General features: G+C 60.5%; 16 protein-coding genes. 6 read left to right on the forward strand and 10 right to left on the reverse strand.

The genetic code is table 11. The annotated features are described in order from the left end of the window. Positions 1–124 precede the first annotated feature (124 nt). Together rep and PSH57_RS28165 are read left to right on the forward strand one after the other, a co-directional pair. Positions 125–2,134: a DNA helicase Rep gene (gene rep / locus PSH57_RS28160; RefSeq protein ID WP_047226146.1), complete on the forward strand. Its 2,010-nt coding sequence runs from the start codon at positions 125–127 to the stop codon at positions 2,132–2,134. A 69-nt stretch (positions 2,135–2,203) separates the two neighbouring features. Next, positions 2,204–2,776: a xanthine phosphoribosyltransferase gene (locus tag PSH57_RS28165; protein WP_047226147.1), complete on the forward strand. Its 573-nt coding sequence runs from the start codon at positions 2,204–2,206 to the stop codon at positions 2,774–2,776. A 156-nt stretch (positions 2,777–2,932) separates the two neighbouring features. Here PSH57_RS28165 and PSH57_RS28170 read toward each other — a convergent pair whose 3' ends face one another. The 6 genes from PSH57_RS28170 to dadA form a co-directional block, all read right to left on the reverse strand. Then, the gene (locus tag PSH57_RS28170; RefSeq protein WP_305386865.1) at positions 2,933–4,858 is read right to left on the reverse strand and encodes an acetyl-CoA hydrolase/transferase C-terminal domain-containing protein; all 1,926 of its coding nucleotides are present in this window, start codon (positions 4,856–4,858) and stop codon (positions 2,933–2,935) included. A gap of 136 nt (positions 4,859–4,994) precedes the next feature. Further along, the gene (locus PSH57_RS28175) at positions 4,995–5,417 is read right to left on the reverse strand and encodes a c-type cytochrome (RefSeq protein ID WP_256229778.1); all 423 of its coding nucleotides are present in this window, start codon (positions 5,415–5,417) and stop codon (positions 4,995–4,997) included. A gap of 171 nt (positions 5,418–5,588) precedes the next feature. Next, a complete protein-coding gene (locus PSH57_RS28180) occupies positions 5,589–6,137 on the reverse strand; it encodes a cupin domain-containing protein (RefSeq protein WP_256229777.1) in 549 nt (182 codons plus the stop codon). 128 nt (positions 6,138–6,265) lie between these two features. Continuing rightward, positions 6,266–7,339, reverse strand: coding sequence for an alanine racemase (gene alr / locus PSH57_RS28185; RefSeq protein ID WP_305386866.1), 1,074 nt, complete (start codon positions 7,337–7,339; stop codon positions 6,266–6,268). Between the two features lie 94 nt (positions 7,340–7,433). Continuing rightward, positions 7,434–7,787: a RidA family protein gene (locus PSH57_RS28190; protein WP_305386868.1), complete on the reverse strand. Its 354-nt coding sequence runs from the start codon at positions 7,785–7,787 to the stop codon at positions 7,434–7,436. Continuing rightward, the gene (gene dadA, locus PSH57_RS28195; protein WP_305386870.1) at positions 7,759–9,063 is read right to left on the reverse strand and encodes a D-amino acid dehydrogenase; all 1,305 of its coding nucleotides are present in this window, start codon (positions 9,061–9,063) and stop codon (positions 7,759–7,761) included. The genes PSH57_RS28190 and dadA overlap by 29 nt, the downstream gene beginning before the upstream one ends. A gap of 155 nt (positions 9,064–9,218) precedes the next feature. Between dadA and PSH57_RS28200 the strand changes: the two genes are divergently transcribed. Further along, positions 9,219–9,707: an Lrp/AsnC ligand binding domain-containing protein gene (locus tag PSH57_RS28200; protein ID WP_003206849.1), complete on the forward strand. Its 489-nt coding sequence runs from the start codon at positions 9,219–9,221 to the stop codon at positions 9,705–9,707. 135 nt (positions 9,708–9,842) lie between these two features. On the opposite strand, the gene PSH57_RS28205 is transcribed toward PSH57_RS28200, so the two are convergent. Then, complete coding sequence (locus tag PSH57_RS28205) at positions 9,843–10,196, reverse strand: YkgJ family cysteine cluster protein (protein ID WP_003206850.1); 354 nt, start codon at positions 10,194–10,196, stop codon at positions 9,843–9,845. A 146-nt stretch (positions 10,197–10,342) separates the two neighbouring features. On the opposite strand from PSH57_RS28205, the gene PSH57_RS28210 reads away from it, so the two are divergent. Further along, positions 10,343–11,656: an NAD(P)/FAD-dependent oxidoreductase gene (locus tag PSH57_RS28210; RefSeq protein WP_305386872.1), complete on the forward strand. Its 1,314-nt coding sequence runs from the start codon at positions 10,343–10,345 to the stop codon at positions 11,654–11,656. 133 nt (positions 11,657–11,789) lie between these two features. Here PSH57_RS28210 and PSH57_RS28215 read toward each other — a convergent pair whose 3' ends face one another. Next, positions 11,790–12,035, reverse strand: a complete 246-nt coding sequence (locus tag PSH57_RS28215) for a DUF1127 domain-containing protein (RefSeq protein WP_305386873.1) — start codon at positions 12,033–12,035, stop codon at positions 11,790–11,792. A 179-nt stretch (positions 12,036–12,214) separates the two neighbouring features. Here PSH57_RS28215 and PSH57_RS28220 point away from each other — a divergent pair, with 179 nt between their 5' ends. Both PSH57_RS28220 and PSH57_RS28225 read left to right on the forward strand, forming a co-directional pair. After that, positions 12,215–13,648 carry an aminotransferase-like domain-containing protein gene (locus PSH57_RS28220; protein WP_305386874.1) on the forward strand — a complete coding sequence of 478 codons (1,434 nt, stop codon included), beginning with the start codon at positions 12,215–12,217 and terminating at the stop codon, positions 13,646–13,648. A gap of 61 nt (positions 13,649–13,709) precedes the next feature. Continuing rightward, positions 13,710–15,278 carry a phospholipase D family protein gene (locus PSH57_RS28225; protein WP_305386876.1) on the forward strand — a complete coding sequence of 523 codons (1,569 nt, stop codon included), beginning with the start codon at positions 13,710–13,712 and terminating at the stop codon, positions 15,276–15,278. 40 nt (positions 15,279–15,318) lie between these two features. Here PSH57_RS28225 and PSH57_RS28230 read toward each other — a convergent pair whose 3' ends face one another. After that, positions 15,319–16,461, reverse strand: coding sequence for an MFS transporter (locus PSH57_RS28230; RefSeq protein ID WP_305386878.1), 1,143 nt, complete (start codon positions 16,459–16,461; stop codon positions 15,319–15,321). A gap of 190 nt (positions 16,462–16,651) precedes the next feature. Then, positions 16,652–18,145 carry an aldehyde dehydrogenase gene (locus tag PSH57_RS28235; RefSeq protein ID WP_107321363.1) on the reverse strand — a complete coding sequence of 498 codons (1,494 nt, stop codon included), beginning with the start codon at positions 18,143–18,145 and terminating at the stop codon, positions 16,652–16,654. Positions 18,146–18,156 lie beyond the last annotated feature (11 nt).

Raw genomic sequence — 18,156 nt, forward strand, 5'->3', positions numbered from 1 at the left:
GCGTGAAAGTAGCAAAAGCGGCAAATGACAATACTGTGTTACGTCACAAGTCGGACAGAGCAGCACAATTCTCTGAGCCTGTTAAAATGCCGGCCCATTTCGCAAACGACTCCCTGACCCTGTCATGTCCCGACTCAATCCCCGGCAGCAAGAAGCCGTGAACTATGTCGGCGGCCCTCTTTTGGTGCTCGCCGGTGCAGGCTCCGGCAAGACCAGTGTGATCACCCGCAAGATCGCGCACCTGATCCAGAACTGCGGTATCCGCGCCCAGTACATCGTCGCCATGACCTTCACCAACAAGGCCGCCCGGGAAATGAAGGAACGGGTCGGAGGCCTGCTGCGCGCCGGTGAAGGTCGTGGCCTGACGGTCTGCACTTTCCACAACCTGGGCCTGAACATCATCCGCAAGGAACATGCACGGCTGGGCTACAAGCCGGGTTTCTCGATTTTCGACGAGACCGATGTCAAGGCGCTGATGACCGACATCATGCAAAAGGAATATTCGGGCGACGACGGCGTCGACGAAATCAAGAACATGATCGGCGCCTGGAAAAACGATCTGATCCTGCCGCCCCAAGCCCTGGAAAACGCCCGCAATCCCAAGGAACAGACCGCCGCGATCGTGTACGCCCATTACCAGCGCACGCTCAAGGCGTTCAACGCGGTGGACTTCGACGACCTGATCCTGCTGCCGGTCAAGCTGTTCCAGGACCACGCCGACATCCTCGAAAAATGGCAGAACAAGGTCCGCTACCTGCTGGTGGACGAATACCAGGACACCAACGCCAGCCAGTATTTACTGGTGAAGCTGCTGATCGGCATCCGTAACCAGTTCACCGTGGTGGGCGACGACGACCAGTCGATCTACGCCTGGCGCGGCGCGCGGCCGGAAAACCTGATGTTGCTCAAGGAAGACTACCCGTCGCTCAAAGTGGTGATGCTGGAGCAGAACTACCGCTCCACCAGCCGCATCCTGCGTTGCGCCAACGTACTGATCTCCAACAACCCCCACGAGTTCGAAAAGCAACTGTGGAGCGAGATGGGTCACGGCGACGAGATCCGCGTGATTCGCTGCCGCAACGAAGACGCCGAAGCCGAGCGCGTGGCCATGGAAATCCTCAGCCTGCACCTGCGCACCGACCGGCCGTACAGCGATTTTGCCATCCTGTATCGCGGCAACTACCAGGCCAAGCTGATCGAGCTGAAGTTGCAGCATCACCAGATCCCCTATCGCCTGTCGGGGGGCAACAGCTTCTTCGGCCGCCAGGAAGTGAAGGACCTGATGGCCTATTTCCGCCTGATCGTGAACCCGGACGACGACAACGCCTTCTTGCGGGTGATCAACGTTCCGCGTCGGGAAATCGGCTCGACCACTCTGGAAAAACTTGGCAACTACGCCACCGAGCGCAAAATTTCGATGTACGCCGCCACCGACGAAATCGGCCTGGGCGAGCATCTGGACAGCCGCTTCACCGACCGTTTGGCGCGCTTCAAGCGCTTCATGGACAAGGTGCGCGAACAGTGCGCCGGCGAAGACCCGATCTCGGCGCTGCGCAGCATGGTCATGGACATCGACTACGAGAACTGGCTGCGTACCAACAGCTCCAGCGACAAGGCAGCGGACTACCGCATGGGCAACGTCTGGTTCTTGATCGAGGCGTTGAAAAACACCCTGGAAAAGGACGAAGACGGCGACATGACCGTCGAGGACGCCATCGGCAAACTCGTGCTGCGGGACATGCTTGAACGCCAGCAAGAAGAGGAAGACGGCGCCGAAGGCGTGCAGATGATGACTCTTCACGCCTCCAAGGGTCTGGAATTCCCCTACGTGTTCATCATGGGCATGGAAGAAGAAATCCTGCCCCACCGCTCCAGCATTGAAGCCGACACCATCGAAGAAGAGCGACGCCTGGCCTACGTCGGTATTACCCGCGCCCGTCAGACGTTGGCCTTTACCTTCGCCGCCAAACGCAAGCAATACGGCGAGGTGATCGACTGCGCCCCGAGCCGCTTCCTCGATGAGCTGCCGCCGGACGACCTGGCCTGGGAAGGCAATGACGACACACCGACCGAGGTCAAGGCCGTTCGCGGCAACAGCGCCCTGGCCGATATACGAGCGATGCTCAAGCGTTAGAATCGACTACTTTTTACCGAACTTTTTTCCAAATCCAGGGGCGCCGAAGGCGTCATTAAAGGAGGCTTGATGGAAGCCCTGCACCAGAAAATTCGTGAACACGGCATCGTACTTTCCGACCAGGTTCTGAAAGTCGATGCTTTTCTGAACCATCAGATCGACCCGCAATTGATGAAGCTGATCGGCGACGAATTTGCCGCGCTGTTCAAGGATTCGGGCATCACCAAGATCGTCACCATCGAAGCCTCGGGCATTGCCCCGGCGATCATGACCGGCCTGAATCTGGGCGTTCCGGTGATTTTCGCCCGCAAGCAACACTCCCTGACCCTGACGGAGAACCTGTTGTCCGCGACCGTGTATTCGTTCACCAAAAAGACCGAAAGCACCGTGGCCATCAGTCCGCGCCACCTGACCAGCAGTGACCGGGTGCTGATCATTGATGACTTCCTGGCCAACGGCAAAGCGTCCCAGGCGCTGATCTCCATCATCAAGCAGGCCGGCGCCACCGTGGCCGGCTTGGGGATCGTGATCGAGAAGTCGTTCCAGGGTGGACGTGCGGAGCTGGATGCCCAGGGGTATCGGGTTGAATCCCTGGCCCGCGTGCAATCGCTGGCCGGTGGGGTCGTGACCTTCATCGAATAATCGCCCTGCATCCGGCCTGTGGGAGCAAAGCTTGCTCGCGAGGCGGCCTGACAGCCGGCCTGGTTCTTTCGGCTGTATACCCATCGGACCTGCTTGAGCAGAACCTGCATCCCTGTGGGAGCGAGCAAGCCCGCTCCCACAAGGGATCTGTGGCGGTCATTGGATAGCGGTGATCTTGAGACCGGCGAGCAACAAGCGCTGGCCCAGCTCTTCTTTCAGCCCTTCAGGGCTCGCCAGCTGCATCCGCTCCAAATGCTCGGGAAATTCCGATGGCGGCGGCGCATCCAGCGCCGCCTTGCCCAGCTCCAGCATTTCGGTGAGCTTGAACTTGCTCTTGAGCCAGTTGAGCGCCCGCAGCAGGTCCCGTTCTACACCGTCAAAATCGCAACCCAGGGGGTATTCCGGAAACAGATTCGGATGCCGCGCCTCGATGGCGTGCAAGCGCTCCGAGGTGTTGTCAGTGAACCTTGGATCAAGGCGGAAATCCTTCGGCAACTTGCCGGCATTTTGCGCCTGCTCGATCAGCTCCGGCTGGAAGCGTGAGTCGCTGATGTTCAGCAGCGCCTCGATCACTGCGGCATCAGTCTTGCCTCGCAGGTCAGCGATACCGTATTCAGTCACCACGATGTCTCGCAGGTGCCGGGGAATGGTGCAATGGCCGTATTCCCAGACGATGTTCGAACTGATCTCGCCCCCCGCTTCACGCCAACTGCGCAGGAGCAGAATGGAACGTCCACCCTCAAGCGCATGGCCCTGGGCAACGAAGTTGTACTGCCCGCCCACGCCGCTGAGTACCCGACCATCTTCCAGTTGATCCGCCACCCCGGCGCCCAGCAAGGTCATGGTGAAAACCGTGTTGATGAAGCGTGCGTCGAGTCGCTGCAGGCGCTTGAGTCGTTCCTGGCCGTACAGCTCGTTGATGTAACTGATGCGGGTCATGTTGAATTCGAGGCGCCGACTCTGGGGCAGCTCGCGCAAGCGCTGGTAAAAACTGCGCGGGCCGAGGAAGAATCCACCGTGGATGCAAATGCCGTCGGGTTGGGCCGCCTCGTCGAGGGTGCCGGCATTGGCCTGTTCCTGGGTCGGCTCGTCGGGATAGACCTTACGCCGGATGATCCCGGCCTCCGCCAGCACCAGCAAGCCGTTGACGAACATTTCGCTGCAGCCGTACAACCCTTTGGCAAAGGGCTCGACCCCGCCCTCGCGCTCGATCAACTGCGCCCACTGGCTGAGATTCAGCTCCGCCAGCAACGCCTGATAAGCGGCATTGTCGGCTTGACGCGCCAGCAGCGCCGCCGTCAACGCATCGCCCATTGAGCCGATGCCGATCTGCAACGTACCGCCGTCTCGCACCAGAGTACTGGCGTGCAAGCCGATCATATGATCCTGAAACCCCACCGGCATGTTCGGCGTGGAAAAAAGCGTGTGGCTGTCCTTTTCATCGATCAGCAGGTCGAACGTGTCGATGCCAACTTCCGCATCACCGGGCATGTAGGGCAGATCGCTGTGCACCTGGCCCACCATGAGGATGGTCTCCCCCGCCGCACGCCGCTTGGCGATCATCGGCAACAGGTCGAGGGTGATGTCCGGATTGCAACTCAGGCTCAGGCGGTCCGGATGCTGCGGATCGCTCGCTACCAGTTGCGCGATCAGGTTCAAGCCGGCGGCATTGATGTCCCGCGCGGCGTGGCTGTAGTTGCTGCTGACGTAATCCTGCTGGGCCGACGCGCTGTGTAACAGGCTGCCCGGTTGCAGGAAAAATTGCTGGACGTGGATGTTGGCCGGCAGGCTGTCGCGGTGCAGATCGGCGAGGTAATCCAGTTCCGGATAATCGCCAAAGACCCGTTCGATAAAGGGTTCGAGAAAACGCTTCTGCAACCCATCACCCAGGTTTGGTCGGCCCAGGCTCAGGGCCGTGTAGATGGTCAGGCGTCGCTCGGGCAATTGCGCGATACGCCGGTACAGGGCGTTGGCGAACAGATTGGGTTTGCCCAACCCCAAGGGCATCCCCAGATGAATGTGCGCTGGCAGGCGCGCGAGTACGTCATCCACCGCCTGTTCGATTGAACACAACTGCACCATCCGACCCTCCGGGACATTCCATGAATGTGGGTTGGACCGAGCTTGCCGGGTCTTGGTTGCGATGAACAGTCTTTGTAAAACCACCGGGCACAAAAAAGCCGCTCGTAAGCGGCTTTCTTGTGGAAGATGCGGGTTATTACAGACCCGACATCTCTTTGATGGCGCCCTTGAGTTCGTCATCCGAGCAATCGGCGCAAGTACCTTTAGGCGGCATGGCATTGATGCCAGAGATCGCTTTGGCAAGCAGCCCGTCAAGGCCACCCTCTTTCTTGGCACGTTCACCCCACGCTGCTGCATCGCCGATCTTCGGAGCATCCAGCAGGCCGGTGCCGTGGCAAGCGTTGCAGTGTTTTGCAATAACATCCTTCGGCGTCTTGGCTCCACCGCCGCCAGCCGAAGCCACGACTTCCATGCCCTTGCATTCCTGCCCCTGAACGCAGACCTGGCCGACCGGTTCAAGGCGCTTGGCGATTTCGTCGTTGGGCGCCGCTTGGGCGCTGGCTGCCCATAGGGCCAATACGGTTGCTGGTACAGCCAGCATTTTCATAATTAGATTCACGCGTACACCCTCAATGGTGGCTAGTCACGCCTGCGGCCACGGTTTGCAGGCGGGCGCAAGTATAGCGGTAAGGCCGTCACACTGAAACAACCCCAAAGTCGCAAGGGTCTTGTTTGTCATGACAGCTTATCTTTCGGGCGCCTTTGCCGTGCAGGCCCGGCGCCTCTTTTCCTAGAAATTGGCCGGTGTGGCTGCGCTGATCAGTCGCGCCGGCGCATCGAACGGATTACGGAAACGATGTGGCTTGGTGCTCTCGAAATAGTAGCTGTCGCCCGCTTCGAGTACGAATGTTTCGACGCCGACCACCAATTCCAGCCGCCCTTCCACCAGGATCCCGGTTTCCTCACCCTCATGGGTAAGCATCTCGTCACCGGTATCGGCGCCAGGTGGGTAGATTTCGTTCAGAAAGGCAATCGCCCGACTCGGGTGCGCCCTGCCCACCAGCTTCATGGTGACGGCGCCGTCGGAAATGTCGATCAGTTCATTGGCTTTGTAGACGATCTGGGTCGGTTTCTCCTGAAGGATTTCTTCGGAGAAAAACTCGACCATGGACATGGGAATCCCGCCAAGAACCTTACGCAGCGAGCTGATCGAGGGGCTGACACTGTTTTTCTCGATCATCGAAATGGTGCTGTTGGTGACGCCCGCGCGCTTGGCGAGTTCACGCTGGGAAAGGCCTTTGAGTTTACGAATGGATTGCAGTCGTTCACCGACGTCCAATGCTGGAGCCTCCAGGGAATCAGGTTGTGTGGAAAGTGAGCGTTATCATGGCGACAGCGTTCAGTATTTACAACACTTTGACCCCAATCCCGTGCGGTGAAGCGACTTTCGGTAGATTGCGCTGTGCGTCAGCCCCCGCAATAGAGCCGTGGCACCCGTCGCAGGTTGCAGAAAATCTGATAAGGAATCGTGCCGGCCGCTTTCGCCACATCGCTGGCCAGGATCGTCTTGCCCCACAGTTCCACGGTCGAACCGAGCCCGGCCTGGGGGATATGCGTCAAGTCGACACACAGCATGTCCATGGAGACCCGACCGACCAGTTGACTGCGCTGCCCGTGCACCAGCACCGGCGTACCGTTCGGCGCCTGGCGCGGGTAACCGTCGGCGTACCCCATGGCAACCACGCCGACCCGCGTCGGTTGCGCGGTGACAAAACGGGCGCCATACCCCACCGGCTCGCCGGCGGGCAATTCACGCACGCTGATGATCTTCGACTCCAGCGTCATGACCGGCTGCAGGCGCGCAGCGACGGCGTTGGCTTCCTCGAAGGGTGTCGCACCGTACAGCATGATGCCCGGCCGCACCCAGTCGCTTGGCATTTGCGGCCAGCCCAGCACTGCTGGGGAGTTACGCAAACTGATCTGCGCCACCAATCCCTGGCGCGCCGCCTCGAACACCGCCAGTTGCTCGGTGCTGCTGGGATCGTGCAGTTCATCGGCGCGGGCGAAGTGACTCATCAACACGATCTTCGCCACCTTGCCGCTGGCCAGCAGTCGACGATAGGCCGCCTGATAATCCGCTGGATGCAGCCCCACCCGATGCATCCCCGAATCGAGCTTGAGCCAGACCGTGATCGGCTTGTTCAGGGTCGCGTTTTCAATCGCTTCGAGCTGCCACAACGAATGCACCACACACCAGAAATCGTGCTCGACGATCAGCGACAGTTCATCGGCCTCGAAGAAACCCTCCAGCAGCAAGACCGGCCCACGAATCCCGCCGGTGCGCAGTTCCAGCGCTTCTTCGATGCACGCCACGGCAAACCCATCGGCCGTGTCCTGCAAAGCCTCGGCGCAGCGCACCGCGCCGTGCCCGTAAGCGTCAGCCTTGATCACCGCAAGAGCTTTGGCCCCCGTGACTTCGCGGGCCAATTGGTAGTTGTGACGCAAGGCTTGAAGGTCGATCAGGGCACGGGCAGGACGCATGGCGGCAGGCTTCTAGGCGGTCTAGGTAAAAAAACCGGCGCCGGCTGACGGCTTGAACCACCAACGGCACCGAAAGAGGGATCGTTTTCCGGATTCAGGGCAGCGCCGCCACGACGGACAGTTCCACCAGGATTTCCGGTTCGCACAGCTTGGCTTGCACAGTGGCCCGGGCCGGCGCGACGCCGTTGGGCAGCCATTTGTCCCAGATCGCGTTCATGCCTTCGAAATGGGCGTCGATGTCTTTCAGGTAAATCGTCACCGACAGCAGATGGTTTTTGTCGGTCCCGGCCGAGTCCAGCAAACGCTCGATATTGGCCAGGGTTTCACGAGTCTGCTGCTCGATACCGGCACTCATGTCCTTGCCAACCTGCCCGGCCAGGTAAACGGTGCCGTTGTGCAGGACGACCTGACTCATGCGGTCATTGGTGAGCTGGCGCTGGATTGACATGTTTTGCAGACTCCTGGTGTTTACTGCCATAACGGGAAATATCGAGGCCTTCGGCGCTGATCTGTGGTTTTTTCTTCGCCATCAGGTCCGCCAGCAAGCGCCCGGAACCACAGGCCATGGTCCAACCGAGGGTGCCGTGGCCGGTGTTCAGGAACAGGTTCCTGAACGGGGTGGCGCCCACGATCGGCGTGCCATCCGGGGTGGTCGGGCGCAGACCGGTCCAGAAACTGGCCTGGGCCAGATCGCCGCCCTGAGGATAAAGGTCGTTGACGATCATCTCCAGGGTTTCACGTCGACGGGGGTTGAGAGACAGGTCAAAACCGGCGATTTCCGCCATGCCGCCGACGCGGATGCGGTTGTCGAACCGGGTAATCGCGACTTTGTAGGTTTCGTCGAGAATGGTCGAGGTCGGTGCCATCGCCGGGTTGGTGATCGGCACGGTCAGGGAATAGCCCTTGAGCGGATACACCGGCGCACGAATGCCCAGCGGCTTGAGCAATTGCGGCGAATAGCTGCCCAGGGCCAGGACGTAGCGGTCGGCGGTTTCCAGCTTGCCGTCGATCCAGACGCCGTTGATACGATCACCGGCGTAGTCCAGGCGCTGGATATCCTGGCCAAAGCGGAATTGCACTCCGAGTTTCACGGCCATTTGCGCCAGACGCGTGGTAAACATCTGACAGTCGCCAGTCTGGTCATTGGGCAGACGCAAGGCTCCAGCCAGGATGTCGGTGACATTGGCCAACGCCGGCTCGACGCGGGCAATGCCTTCACGGTCTAGCACTTCGAAAGGCACACCCGACTCTTTCAGCACGGCGATGTCTTTGGCCGCACCATCAACCTGAGCCTGGGTACGGAACAATTGGGTAGTCCCCAGACTGCGGCCTTCGTAAGCAATCCCGGTTTCGGCGCGCAGTTCGTCGAGGCAGTCGCGGCTGTACTCAGACAGGCGCACCATGCGTTCCTTGTTGACGGCATAACGATTGGCGGTGCAGTTGCGCAGCATCTGCGCCATCCACAGATACTGGTCGATGTCGGCGGTGGCTTTGATCGCCAGCGGTGCGTGGCGCTGCAGCAGCCACTTGATGGCCTTGAGTGGCACACCTGGCGCGGCCCACGGCGAGGCATAACCCGGCGACACCTGGCCGGCGTTGGCAAAACTGGTTTCCATGGCTGGCGCCGGCTGACGATCAACCACCACGACTTCAAACCCGGCACGGGCCAGGTAGTAAGCACTGACGGTACCGATGACGCCGCTACCCAAGACCAGAACGCGCATGTTGAAGCCCTCATCGCGGATAGCCGCTGACGTTTTGTTGTACAGACCCTAATGTGCGCAGTTTAGAAAAGATCAGGCAGTGCTTTTCACTATATAAATGCCTATATTTGGCGAGAATTCTCGGCAAAAACCCTTTTCACGGAGGCGCATCACCTGTGCGAACCAACACTCAGACCAAACGCGAGCTGGACAAGATCGATCGCAACATCCTGCGCATCCTCCAGGCGGATGGACGGATATCCTTTACGGAGCTTGGGGAAAAGGTCGGCCTCTCCACCACGCCCTGTACCGAGCGGGTGCGCCGCCTGGAGCGCGAGGGCATCATCATGGGCTACAACGCCCGGCTCAATCCGCAGCATTTGAAGGGTAGTCTGCTGGTGTTTGTCGAAATCAGCCTCGACTACAAGTCCGGCGACACCTTTGAAGAATTCCGGCGCGCGGTGTTGAAATTGCCTCACGTGCTCGAATGCCATCTGGTGTCAGGGGATTTTGACTATCTGGTGAAGGCGCGGATTTCCGAGATGGCTTCGTACCGCAAGCTGTTGGGCGACATCCTGCTCAAGCTGCCCCACGTGCGCGAATCCAAAAGCTACATCGTGATGGAAGAAGTGAAGGAGAGCTTGAACCTGCCGATTCCGGATTGACGGCAGCCTTCTGGCAATGGTCGTCTGGATGGCCGCTTCGCGAGCAGGCTCGCTCCCACATCGGGCGGTGAGCAACGGAGATCCATTGTGGGAGCGAGCCTGCTCGCGAAAGCTCCGACTCGGTATCCCTGCTTGCTAAACCAACACCTGCCGGGTGCTGGCCATATATTCGTGAATTTGCTTCTCGACCCGGGGATGGATCAACTCCACCGGCCGTCGTCCGTTGGGGCACGGCAGGGTTGCGGTGGTGCCGAACAACCGGCAGATCAGCGGTCGCTCGTCATAGACAGTGCAGCCATTGGGCCCCAGGTGTACGCAGTCGAGCGCCTCCATGGCCGCGTCCTGTTCGGCACGGGTCTTGCGCGGCAAGCGGGCCATTTCCTCGGGCGAGGTGGTCACTGGCCCGCAGCAGTCATGACAACCCGGTACGCACTCGAACGAGGGAATCTGTTGGCGTAGCGTGCGGATTTTTTGACTGTTGCAGCTCATCGAGGCGGCTACCAAGGCGGGACAATCCAGGATTTTGCACGAAAAGCCCTATCCCAGACAGCGCCAACCGACCGGTGTTGCCCCTGGATGAATCCCCGGCTTATGCTCCGTAAAATTTCTCAAACACAATAATCAGGATTACGCACATGAACGCCCGTGTTCAGCAACCTGTCCCGAGCCATTCGCACGCCGCCTCTTACTATGCCGCCAGCAGCCTGCCGCAACCGGACCATCCGCGGCTGCAAGGCGAACTGGTGGCGGATGTCTGCGTGGTAGGTGGCGGGTTCTCGGGGTTGAATACGGCGATCGAACTGGCCGAGCGCGGCATGAGTGTAGTGCTGCTGGAAGCGCACAAGATCGGTTGGGGGGCCAGCGGGCGCAATGGCGGCCAACTGATTCGCGGCGTCGGTCATGGCCTCGATCAGTTCGCCCCGGTCATCGGTGCCGACGGCGTACGCCAGATGAAGCTCATGGGCCTTGAGGCGGTGGAAATCGTCCGACAACGGGTCGAGCGTTTTCAGATCCACTGCGACCTCACCTGGGGTTATTGCGACCTCGCTAACAAGCCGGGCGACCTGGAAGGCTTCGCTGAGGATGCCGAGGAGCTGCGCAGTCTGGGTTATCGCCATCAAACCCGGCTGCTGCAAGCCCACGAAATGCACAGTGTGGTGGGTTCGGATCGCTACGTCGGCGGCCTGATCGACATGGGCTCGGGCCATCTGCATCCGCTGAACCTGGCCCTTGGCGAAGCCAGCGCCGCGCAGCAACTGGGGGTCAGGCTGTTTGAACAATCAGCGGTCACACGCATTGATTACGGTCCTGAAGTGAAGGTGCATACCCAACAGGGCGCGGTCCGGGCCAAGACCCTGGTGCTGGGCTGCAACGCTTACCTCAACGGACTGAACAACGAACTCAGCGGCAAAGTACTGCCCGCCGGCAGCTACATCATCGCCACCGAACCCTTGAGCCAGACTCAGGCCCAGGCATTATTGCCGCAGAACATGGCGGTCTGTGATCAACGGGTGGCGCTGGATTACTACCGGCTTTCAGCGGATCGGCGCTTGCTGTTCGGCGGGGCCTGCCACTATTCCGGGCGCGACCCGCAAGACATTGGCGCGTATATGCGTCCAAAAATGCTCAAGGTGTTCCCGCAACTGGCGCAGGTGAAAATCGACTATCAATGGGGCGGGATGATCGGCATCGGCGCCAACCGCTTGCCGCAGATCGGCCGACTCAAGGATCAGCCCAACGTGTACTACGCCCAGGCCTACTCTGGCCACGGCGTGAATGCCACGCACTTGGCCGGCAAGCTATTGGCCGAGACCATCAGCGGGCAGCAAGGCGGTGGCTTCGATCTGTTCGCCCAGGTGCCGCACATGACCTTTCCCGGCGGGAAACATTTGCGTTCGCCTCTGCTGGCGCTGGGGATGTTGTGGCATCGGTTGAAAGAGTTGGCCTAAAGAACTTCAGCACTACGGATGACGCTATCGCGGGCAAGCCTTGCTCCCACAGGTCAATTTCAAATCTGTGGGAGCAAGCATATCTGTGGGAGCAAGGCTTGCCCGCGATAGCAATCTCAGGACCCACACCGCTTTAAAGCCGCCAGAACGGCTTCAAACCCTCCTCCCGCGCCTGCTCCCGGCTGAGCCCGATATCACGCAACTGTTCGGGTGTCAGCTCCAACAAGGCCTTGCGTGTATGCAGGCGACGCCAGAACAGGGCCCAGCGGCTCAGACCGGACGGGGCATTGTGCAACATCGCATTGCGCAGCTCCTTTTCCTGCCCCGCCGCCAGTTCCTGGCTGTGTAACGTCAGCCGCACATCGCTCAAGCCGTTCATTTTGATCGCTCCTGTTTACTTGGGTAGCCAGAGCTTTCATGATGCGCGGACGGCCATAATCAATACAGATTCAAATAATGTGTTTTCCATGCATACAGATTGCGGCTTTTCGACACTGAATTGTCTTTTTCCGTCGCAACTGTATTGGTTGCCGTTGTCCACTTCATCGAGAGCGCGCCATGACCCTTTATGTGAACCTCGCCGAATTGCTCGGCACCCGCATCGAACAGGGCTTCTACCGTCCCGGCGACCGGCTGCCGTCAGTGCGCGCACTGAGCATGGAACACGGCGTCAGCCTGAGTACGGTGCAGCAGGCCTACCGCGTGCTGGAAGACAGTGGGCTGGCGATGCCAAAACCCAAATCAGGCTATTTCGTCCCGGCCAGCCGTGAATTGCCGGACCTGCCGGTAGTGGGTCGCCCGGCCCAACGGCCGGTGGACATTTCCCAATGGGACCAAGTGCTGGAGCTGATACGCGCGGTGCCACGCAAGGACGTGGTGCAACTGGGCCGTGGCATGCCGGATATCAACTCGCCGACCATGAAACCGCTGCTGCGCAGCCTGGCGCAGATCAGCCGCCGGCAAGACATGCCGGGCCTGTATTACGACAACATCTACGGCAACCTCGCGTTGCGCGAACAGATTGCTCGCCTGTCGCTGGACTCCGGTTGCAAACTGGGCGCCGGCGACCTGATCGTCACCACGGGCTGTCACGAAGCGCTGTCGGTCAGCATTCGCGCCACCTGTGAACAGGGCGATATCGTCGCGGTGGACTCACCCAGCTTTCACGGTGCCATGCAAACCCTCAAGGGCCTGGGCATGAAGGCCCTGGAAATCCCTACCGACCCGCTCACCGGCATCAGCCTGGAGGCACTGGAGTTGGCGCTGGAGCAGTGGCCCATCAAGGCCATGCAGTTGACGCCCAGTTGCAACAACCCGCTGGGCTACATCATGCCCGAGGCCAATAAGCGCGCCTTGCTGACCTTGGCGCAGCGCTTCGATGTGGCGATTATCGAGGACGATGTGTACGGGGAACTGGCCTACACCTATCCACGGCCCCGCACGATCAAATCCTTCGACGACGATGGTCGCGTCCTGCTCTGCAGTTCTTTTTCCAAGACATTGGCTCCGGGCTTGCGAGTTGGCTGGGTCGCACCGGGCCGCTATCTGGAACGGGTGCTGCACATGAAATACATCAGCACCGGCTCCACCGCACCACAACCGCAGATTGCCATTGCGGAGTTTCTCAAGGGCGGACATTTCGAACCGCATTTGCGCCGGATGCGCAGCCAATACCAACGCAACCGCGACGTCATGATCGACTGGGTCAGCCGCTATTTTCCAGCGGGTACCCGCGCCAGCCGCCCGCGGGGCAGCTTTATGCTCTGGGTCGAGTTACCCGAAGGCTTCGACACACTCAAGCTCAATCGGGTCCTGCATGACCAGGGCGTGCAGGTCGCGGTCGGCAGCATATTTTCAGCCTCCGGCAAGTACCGCAATTGCCTGCGCATGAACTACGCTGCCAAACCAACGGCACAGATCGAGGACGCCGTACGCAAGGTCGGCGCCGCGGCCATTGCGTTGTTGAACGAAACCCGACTCGACGCCGTCTGAGCTTTACTCAGGGAAGCAGCACCCACAAGCCGATCAACGCAAACAAGCGGAACGAGCCTACGTGAGACCCAGACCCATCCTGCCTGTGCTCCTGCTAGTTGCCTCGTTACTGGGCGGCTGCGCCAGTTTTGACATCACCCGCGAACCCTCCCAAGCGCTACCGGCAACCGAATCTTCGTTTGGCCGCTCGGTACAGGCCCAGGCCGCTCCACACGAGGGACGCTCGGGCTTTCGCCTGCTATCTGACAGTACCGACGCCTTCTCCGCCCGGGCCGAGTTGATCCGCAACGCCCAAAGCAGCCTGGATTTGCAGTACTACATCGTTCATGACGGCATCAGCACGCGAATGCTAGTGGATGAATTGCTCAAGGCCGCTGACCGGGGCGTGCGCGTGCGCATCCTGCTGGATGACACCACCAGCGATGGCCAGGATCAGACCATCGCAACCCTCGCCGCTCATCCGCGGATCCAGATCCGCCTGTTCAACCCACTCCATCTGGGGCGCGCCACCGGGGTAACCCGCAACCTGGGACGGCTGCTCAACCTGTCACTGCAACACCGACGCATGCACAACAAACTCTGGCTGGCGGACAACAGCATGGCCATCGTCGGCGGTCGCAATCTGGGGGATGAATATTTCGATGCCGAACCCAACCTGAACTTCACCGACATCGACCTGCTTGGCGTTGGACCGGTGGCCGAACAATTGGGGCACAGTTTCGACCAATACTGGAACAGCGCCCTGAGCAAACCCATCGAACAATTCCTGTCCCGTCGGCCAACCCCCCAGGACCTGGCCAACAGCCGCCTGCGCCTGCAAGAGTCTCTTGAGCAGACGCACAAGGAAAATCACACGCTTTACCAGCAGTTGACTTCCTACCGGACCCAACCGCGCCTGGACACCTGGCGCAGTCAGTTGATCTGGGCCTGGAACCAGGCGTTGTGGGATGCACCCAGCAAAGTACTGGCCAATGATGAGCCGGACCCGCAGTTGTTGCTGACCACACAATTGGGCCCGGAGCTGACGGGGGTCAAGGAAGAACTGATCATGATTTCGGCCTACTTCGTGCCCGGCCAGCCTGGGCTGGTGTACCTGACCAGCCGCGCCGACGCCGGGGTGGCGGTGAGTCTTTTGACCAACTCCCTGGAAGCCACCGACGTACCGGCGGTGCACGGCGGGTACGCGCCGTATCGCAAGGCTTTGCTGCAACATGGCGTACGGCTGTACGAACTGCGCCGCCAGCCCGGGGATACGGGTGGCAGCAGCCCACACTTGTTCTACAGCAAGTCCTACGGCGAATCGGACTCCAGCCTGCATAGCAAGGCGATCATCTTCGACCGGCAGAAATCCTTCATCGGCTCGTTCAATTTCGACCCGCGTTCAGTGCTGTGGAACACTGAAGTCGGTGTGCTGGTCGACAGCACGGAACTCGCAGGCCAGGTCCGCGAACTGGCCTTGCAGGGTATGGCGCCGGCCCTCAGTTACCAGGCCCGCCTGAAGGACGGGAAGCTGGTATGGACCACCGAAGACAACGGCCAACTGCATGACCTGGAACGCGAACCCGGCAGCTGGTGGCGCCGCTTCAACGCCTGGTTCGCCATGACCGTTGGGTTGGAGCGAATGCTGTAGGAGCCACAGGTTCACCACGCCCCCCAAGGCTCCACGTTGTTCAAGCAGGTTGCGTGGCCCCAAACGCCCCTTGGCGCAACAACAGAATCACCAACCCGAACGCCCCCGCCGCCATGAACAAGGGCAGCGCATGCCCACTGACCCATTGACTGCCCGCCCCTGCAGCCAGCGGACCAATCAGGCAACCGATCCCCCACAACTGCGCAATATGGGCGTTGGCCCGCACCAGTGCATCGTCGCGATAACGCTCGCCGATCAGGATCAGTGACAAGGTGAACAACCCGCCTGCGCTGGCGCCAAACAGCACCCACAGTGGCCAGATCAGCAAGGTATCAATCAGCAGAGGAACCGCCAGGCTCGACAGCATCAGCGCCACCGCGCAGCCAGTGAACAAGGACCGGCGCGACAAGCGGTCAGCAAGGGCGCCAATGGGCAACTGCAACAAGGCATCACCGACCACTACCGTACTGACCATCGCCAGCGCGATGTCGGCGCTGAAGCCCTGACGCAGACAGTAAACCGGCAGCAAGGTCAGGATCATTGCCTCGAACGCCGCGAACAAGGACACCGCCCAGGCGATTGCCGGCAACCCCCGACAAAACGCCCATAGATCCTTGAAAGTAACGCTGCAGGCTTCACTGGTGGGCGCGCCGCTACGTCCCAGCAACAGCAATGGCGAGACCAGCAGCAGACCGACACCCACCCAGAAGCCGTAATCGTGATCAGTCCCCAGCGCGCCCAGCAGCAAAGGGCCGGACAACTGACTCAAGGCGTAGCTGCTGCCGTACAGCGCCACCAACCGTCCGCGCCATTGCTCGATCACCAGTTGGTTGATCCAGCTTTCGCCAAGAATGAACACCAGGGTCAGGACTACACCGATCATCAGCCGCAGCGCCAACCAGACCGGATAACTGGGCAACAGCGCCAGCAACCCGATGGATAGCGCCCCACCCCATAGGCACAAGCGCATCAACGCCGCCGTGCCAAAACGCGCCGCGAGCCGGCTCGACACCTTGGCCCCGACCAGCACCCCCACGGCCGGCATGGCAGCCATCACCCCGATGGCAAACGAACCATAACCCCAACCCTCCAGACGCAGCGACACCAGCGGCATGCTCACGCCCAGGGCCAGGCCGACACTCAGGACAGATGCCAACACGGCGAAATAGGTCGCCCAACGCATTTCCACGCTCCTGTGGATGGTTATTGATTTTCAGGCATCACCACAAAACACTGTGGGAGCGAGCCTGCTCGCGATAGCGGAGCAACATTCAACAGAGTCGTCGACTGTCACACCACTATCGCGAGCAGGCTCGCTCCCACAGGGGACCAGCACTGCATGCAGCCCCGAACAGGATCCGGGGCCGTCCCTGTCAGAGTTTGATCCAGGTCGCCTTCAGTTCGGTGTACTTGTCGAATGCATGCAGCGACTTGTCGCGGCCGTTACCCGACTGCTTGAAGCCCCCGAACGGTGCGGTCATGTCACCGCCGTCATACTGGTTGACCCATACGCTGCCAGCACGCAGCGCCTTGGCGGTCAGGTGAGCCTTGGAAATATCCTTGGTCCATACCGCTGCGGCCAGGCCGTACGGCGTGTCGTTGGCGATCTGGATGGCCTCTTCGGCGGTGTCGAAAGCGATGACCGACAACACCGGACCGAAAATCTCTTCCTGGGCGATTTTCATGGCGTTGCTCACACCGTCGAAAATCGTCGGCTCAACATAGGTACCGCCGGTTTCTTCGAGGATCCGCTTGCCGCCGGCCACCAACTTGGCGCCGTCGCTGTGACCGGCCTCGATGTAGGACAACACGGTGTTCATCTGCTGGGTATCCACCAGAGCGCCGACATTGGTAGCCGGATCCAGGGGGTTGCCAGGTTTCCAGCCTTTGAGGGCTTCAATCACCAGCGGCAGGAAGGTGTCCTTGATGGAACGCTCCACCAACAGCCGCGAGCCGGCGGTGCAGACTTCGCCCTGATTGAAGGCGATGGCGCTGGCCGCGGATTCGGCGGCGGCTTGCAGGTCCGGGGCATCGGCGAAGACGATGTTCGGGCTCTTGCCGCCGGCTTCCAGCCAGACACGCTTCATGTTGGATTCGCCCGAGTAAACCATCAATTGCTTGGCGATTTTGGTGGAGCCGGTGAACACCAGAGTATCGACGTCCATGTGCAAGGCCAGGGCCTTGCCGACGGTATGACCGTAGCCAGGCAGCACGTTAAGCACGCCTTTGGGAATACCGGCCTCGACGGCCAGTGCGGCAATACGGATGGCAGTGAGCGGGGATTTTTCCGAGGGCTTGAGCACCACCGAATTACCGGTGGACAGCGCCGGGCCGAGTTTCCAGCAGGCCATCATCAAAGGGAAATTCCACGGCACGATAGCGCCGACGACGCCAACCGGTTCGCGGGTCACCAGGCCCAATTGATCGTGTGGGGTCGCGGCCACCTCGTCGTAGATCTTGTCGATGGCTTCACCGCTCCAACTGAGCGCTTGAGCCGCACCGGGGACGTCGATGTTCAGGGAGTCGCTGATCGGCTTGCCCATGTCCAGGGTTTCGAGCAGGGCCAGTTCTTCGGCGTTCTGCTTGAGCAGGCCGGCGAAACGGATCATCGTCGCTTTGCGCTTGCTCGGCGCCAGGCGCGACCAGACGCCGGAATTGAAGGTCGCGCGGGCGTTTTCGACGGCGCGCTGGGCGTCGGCGACGTCGCAACTGGCGATCTTGCCCAGCACACGGCCGTCCACCGGGCTGAGGCAGTCAAAGGTTTCGCCAGACACCGCATCGGTGTATTCGCCGTTGATGAAGGCACGGCCTTCGATGGTCAGGTCGCGGGCGCGTTGTTCCCAGTCGGCACGAGTCAGGGTGGTCATGCGAGTGTCCT

Source organism: Pseudomonas hefeiensis, assembly GCF_030687835.1.
GTDB classification, from domain to species: Bacteria; Pseudomonadota; Gammaproteobacteria; order Pseudomonadales; family Pseudomonadaceae; genus Aquipseudomonas; species Aquipseudomonas hefeiensis.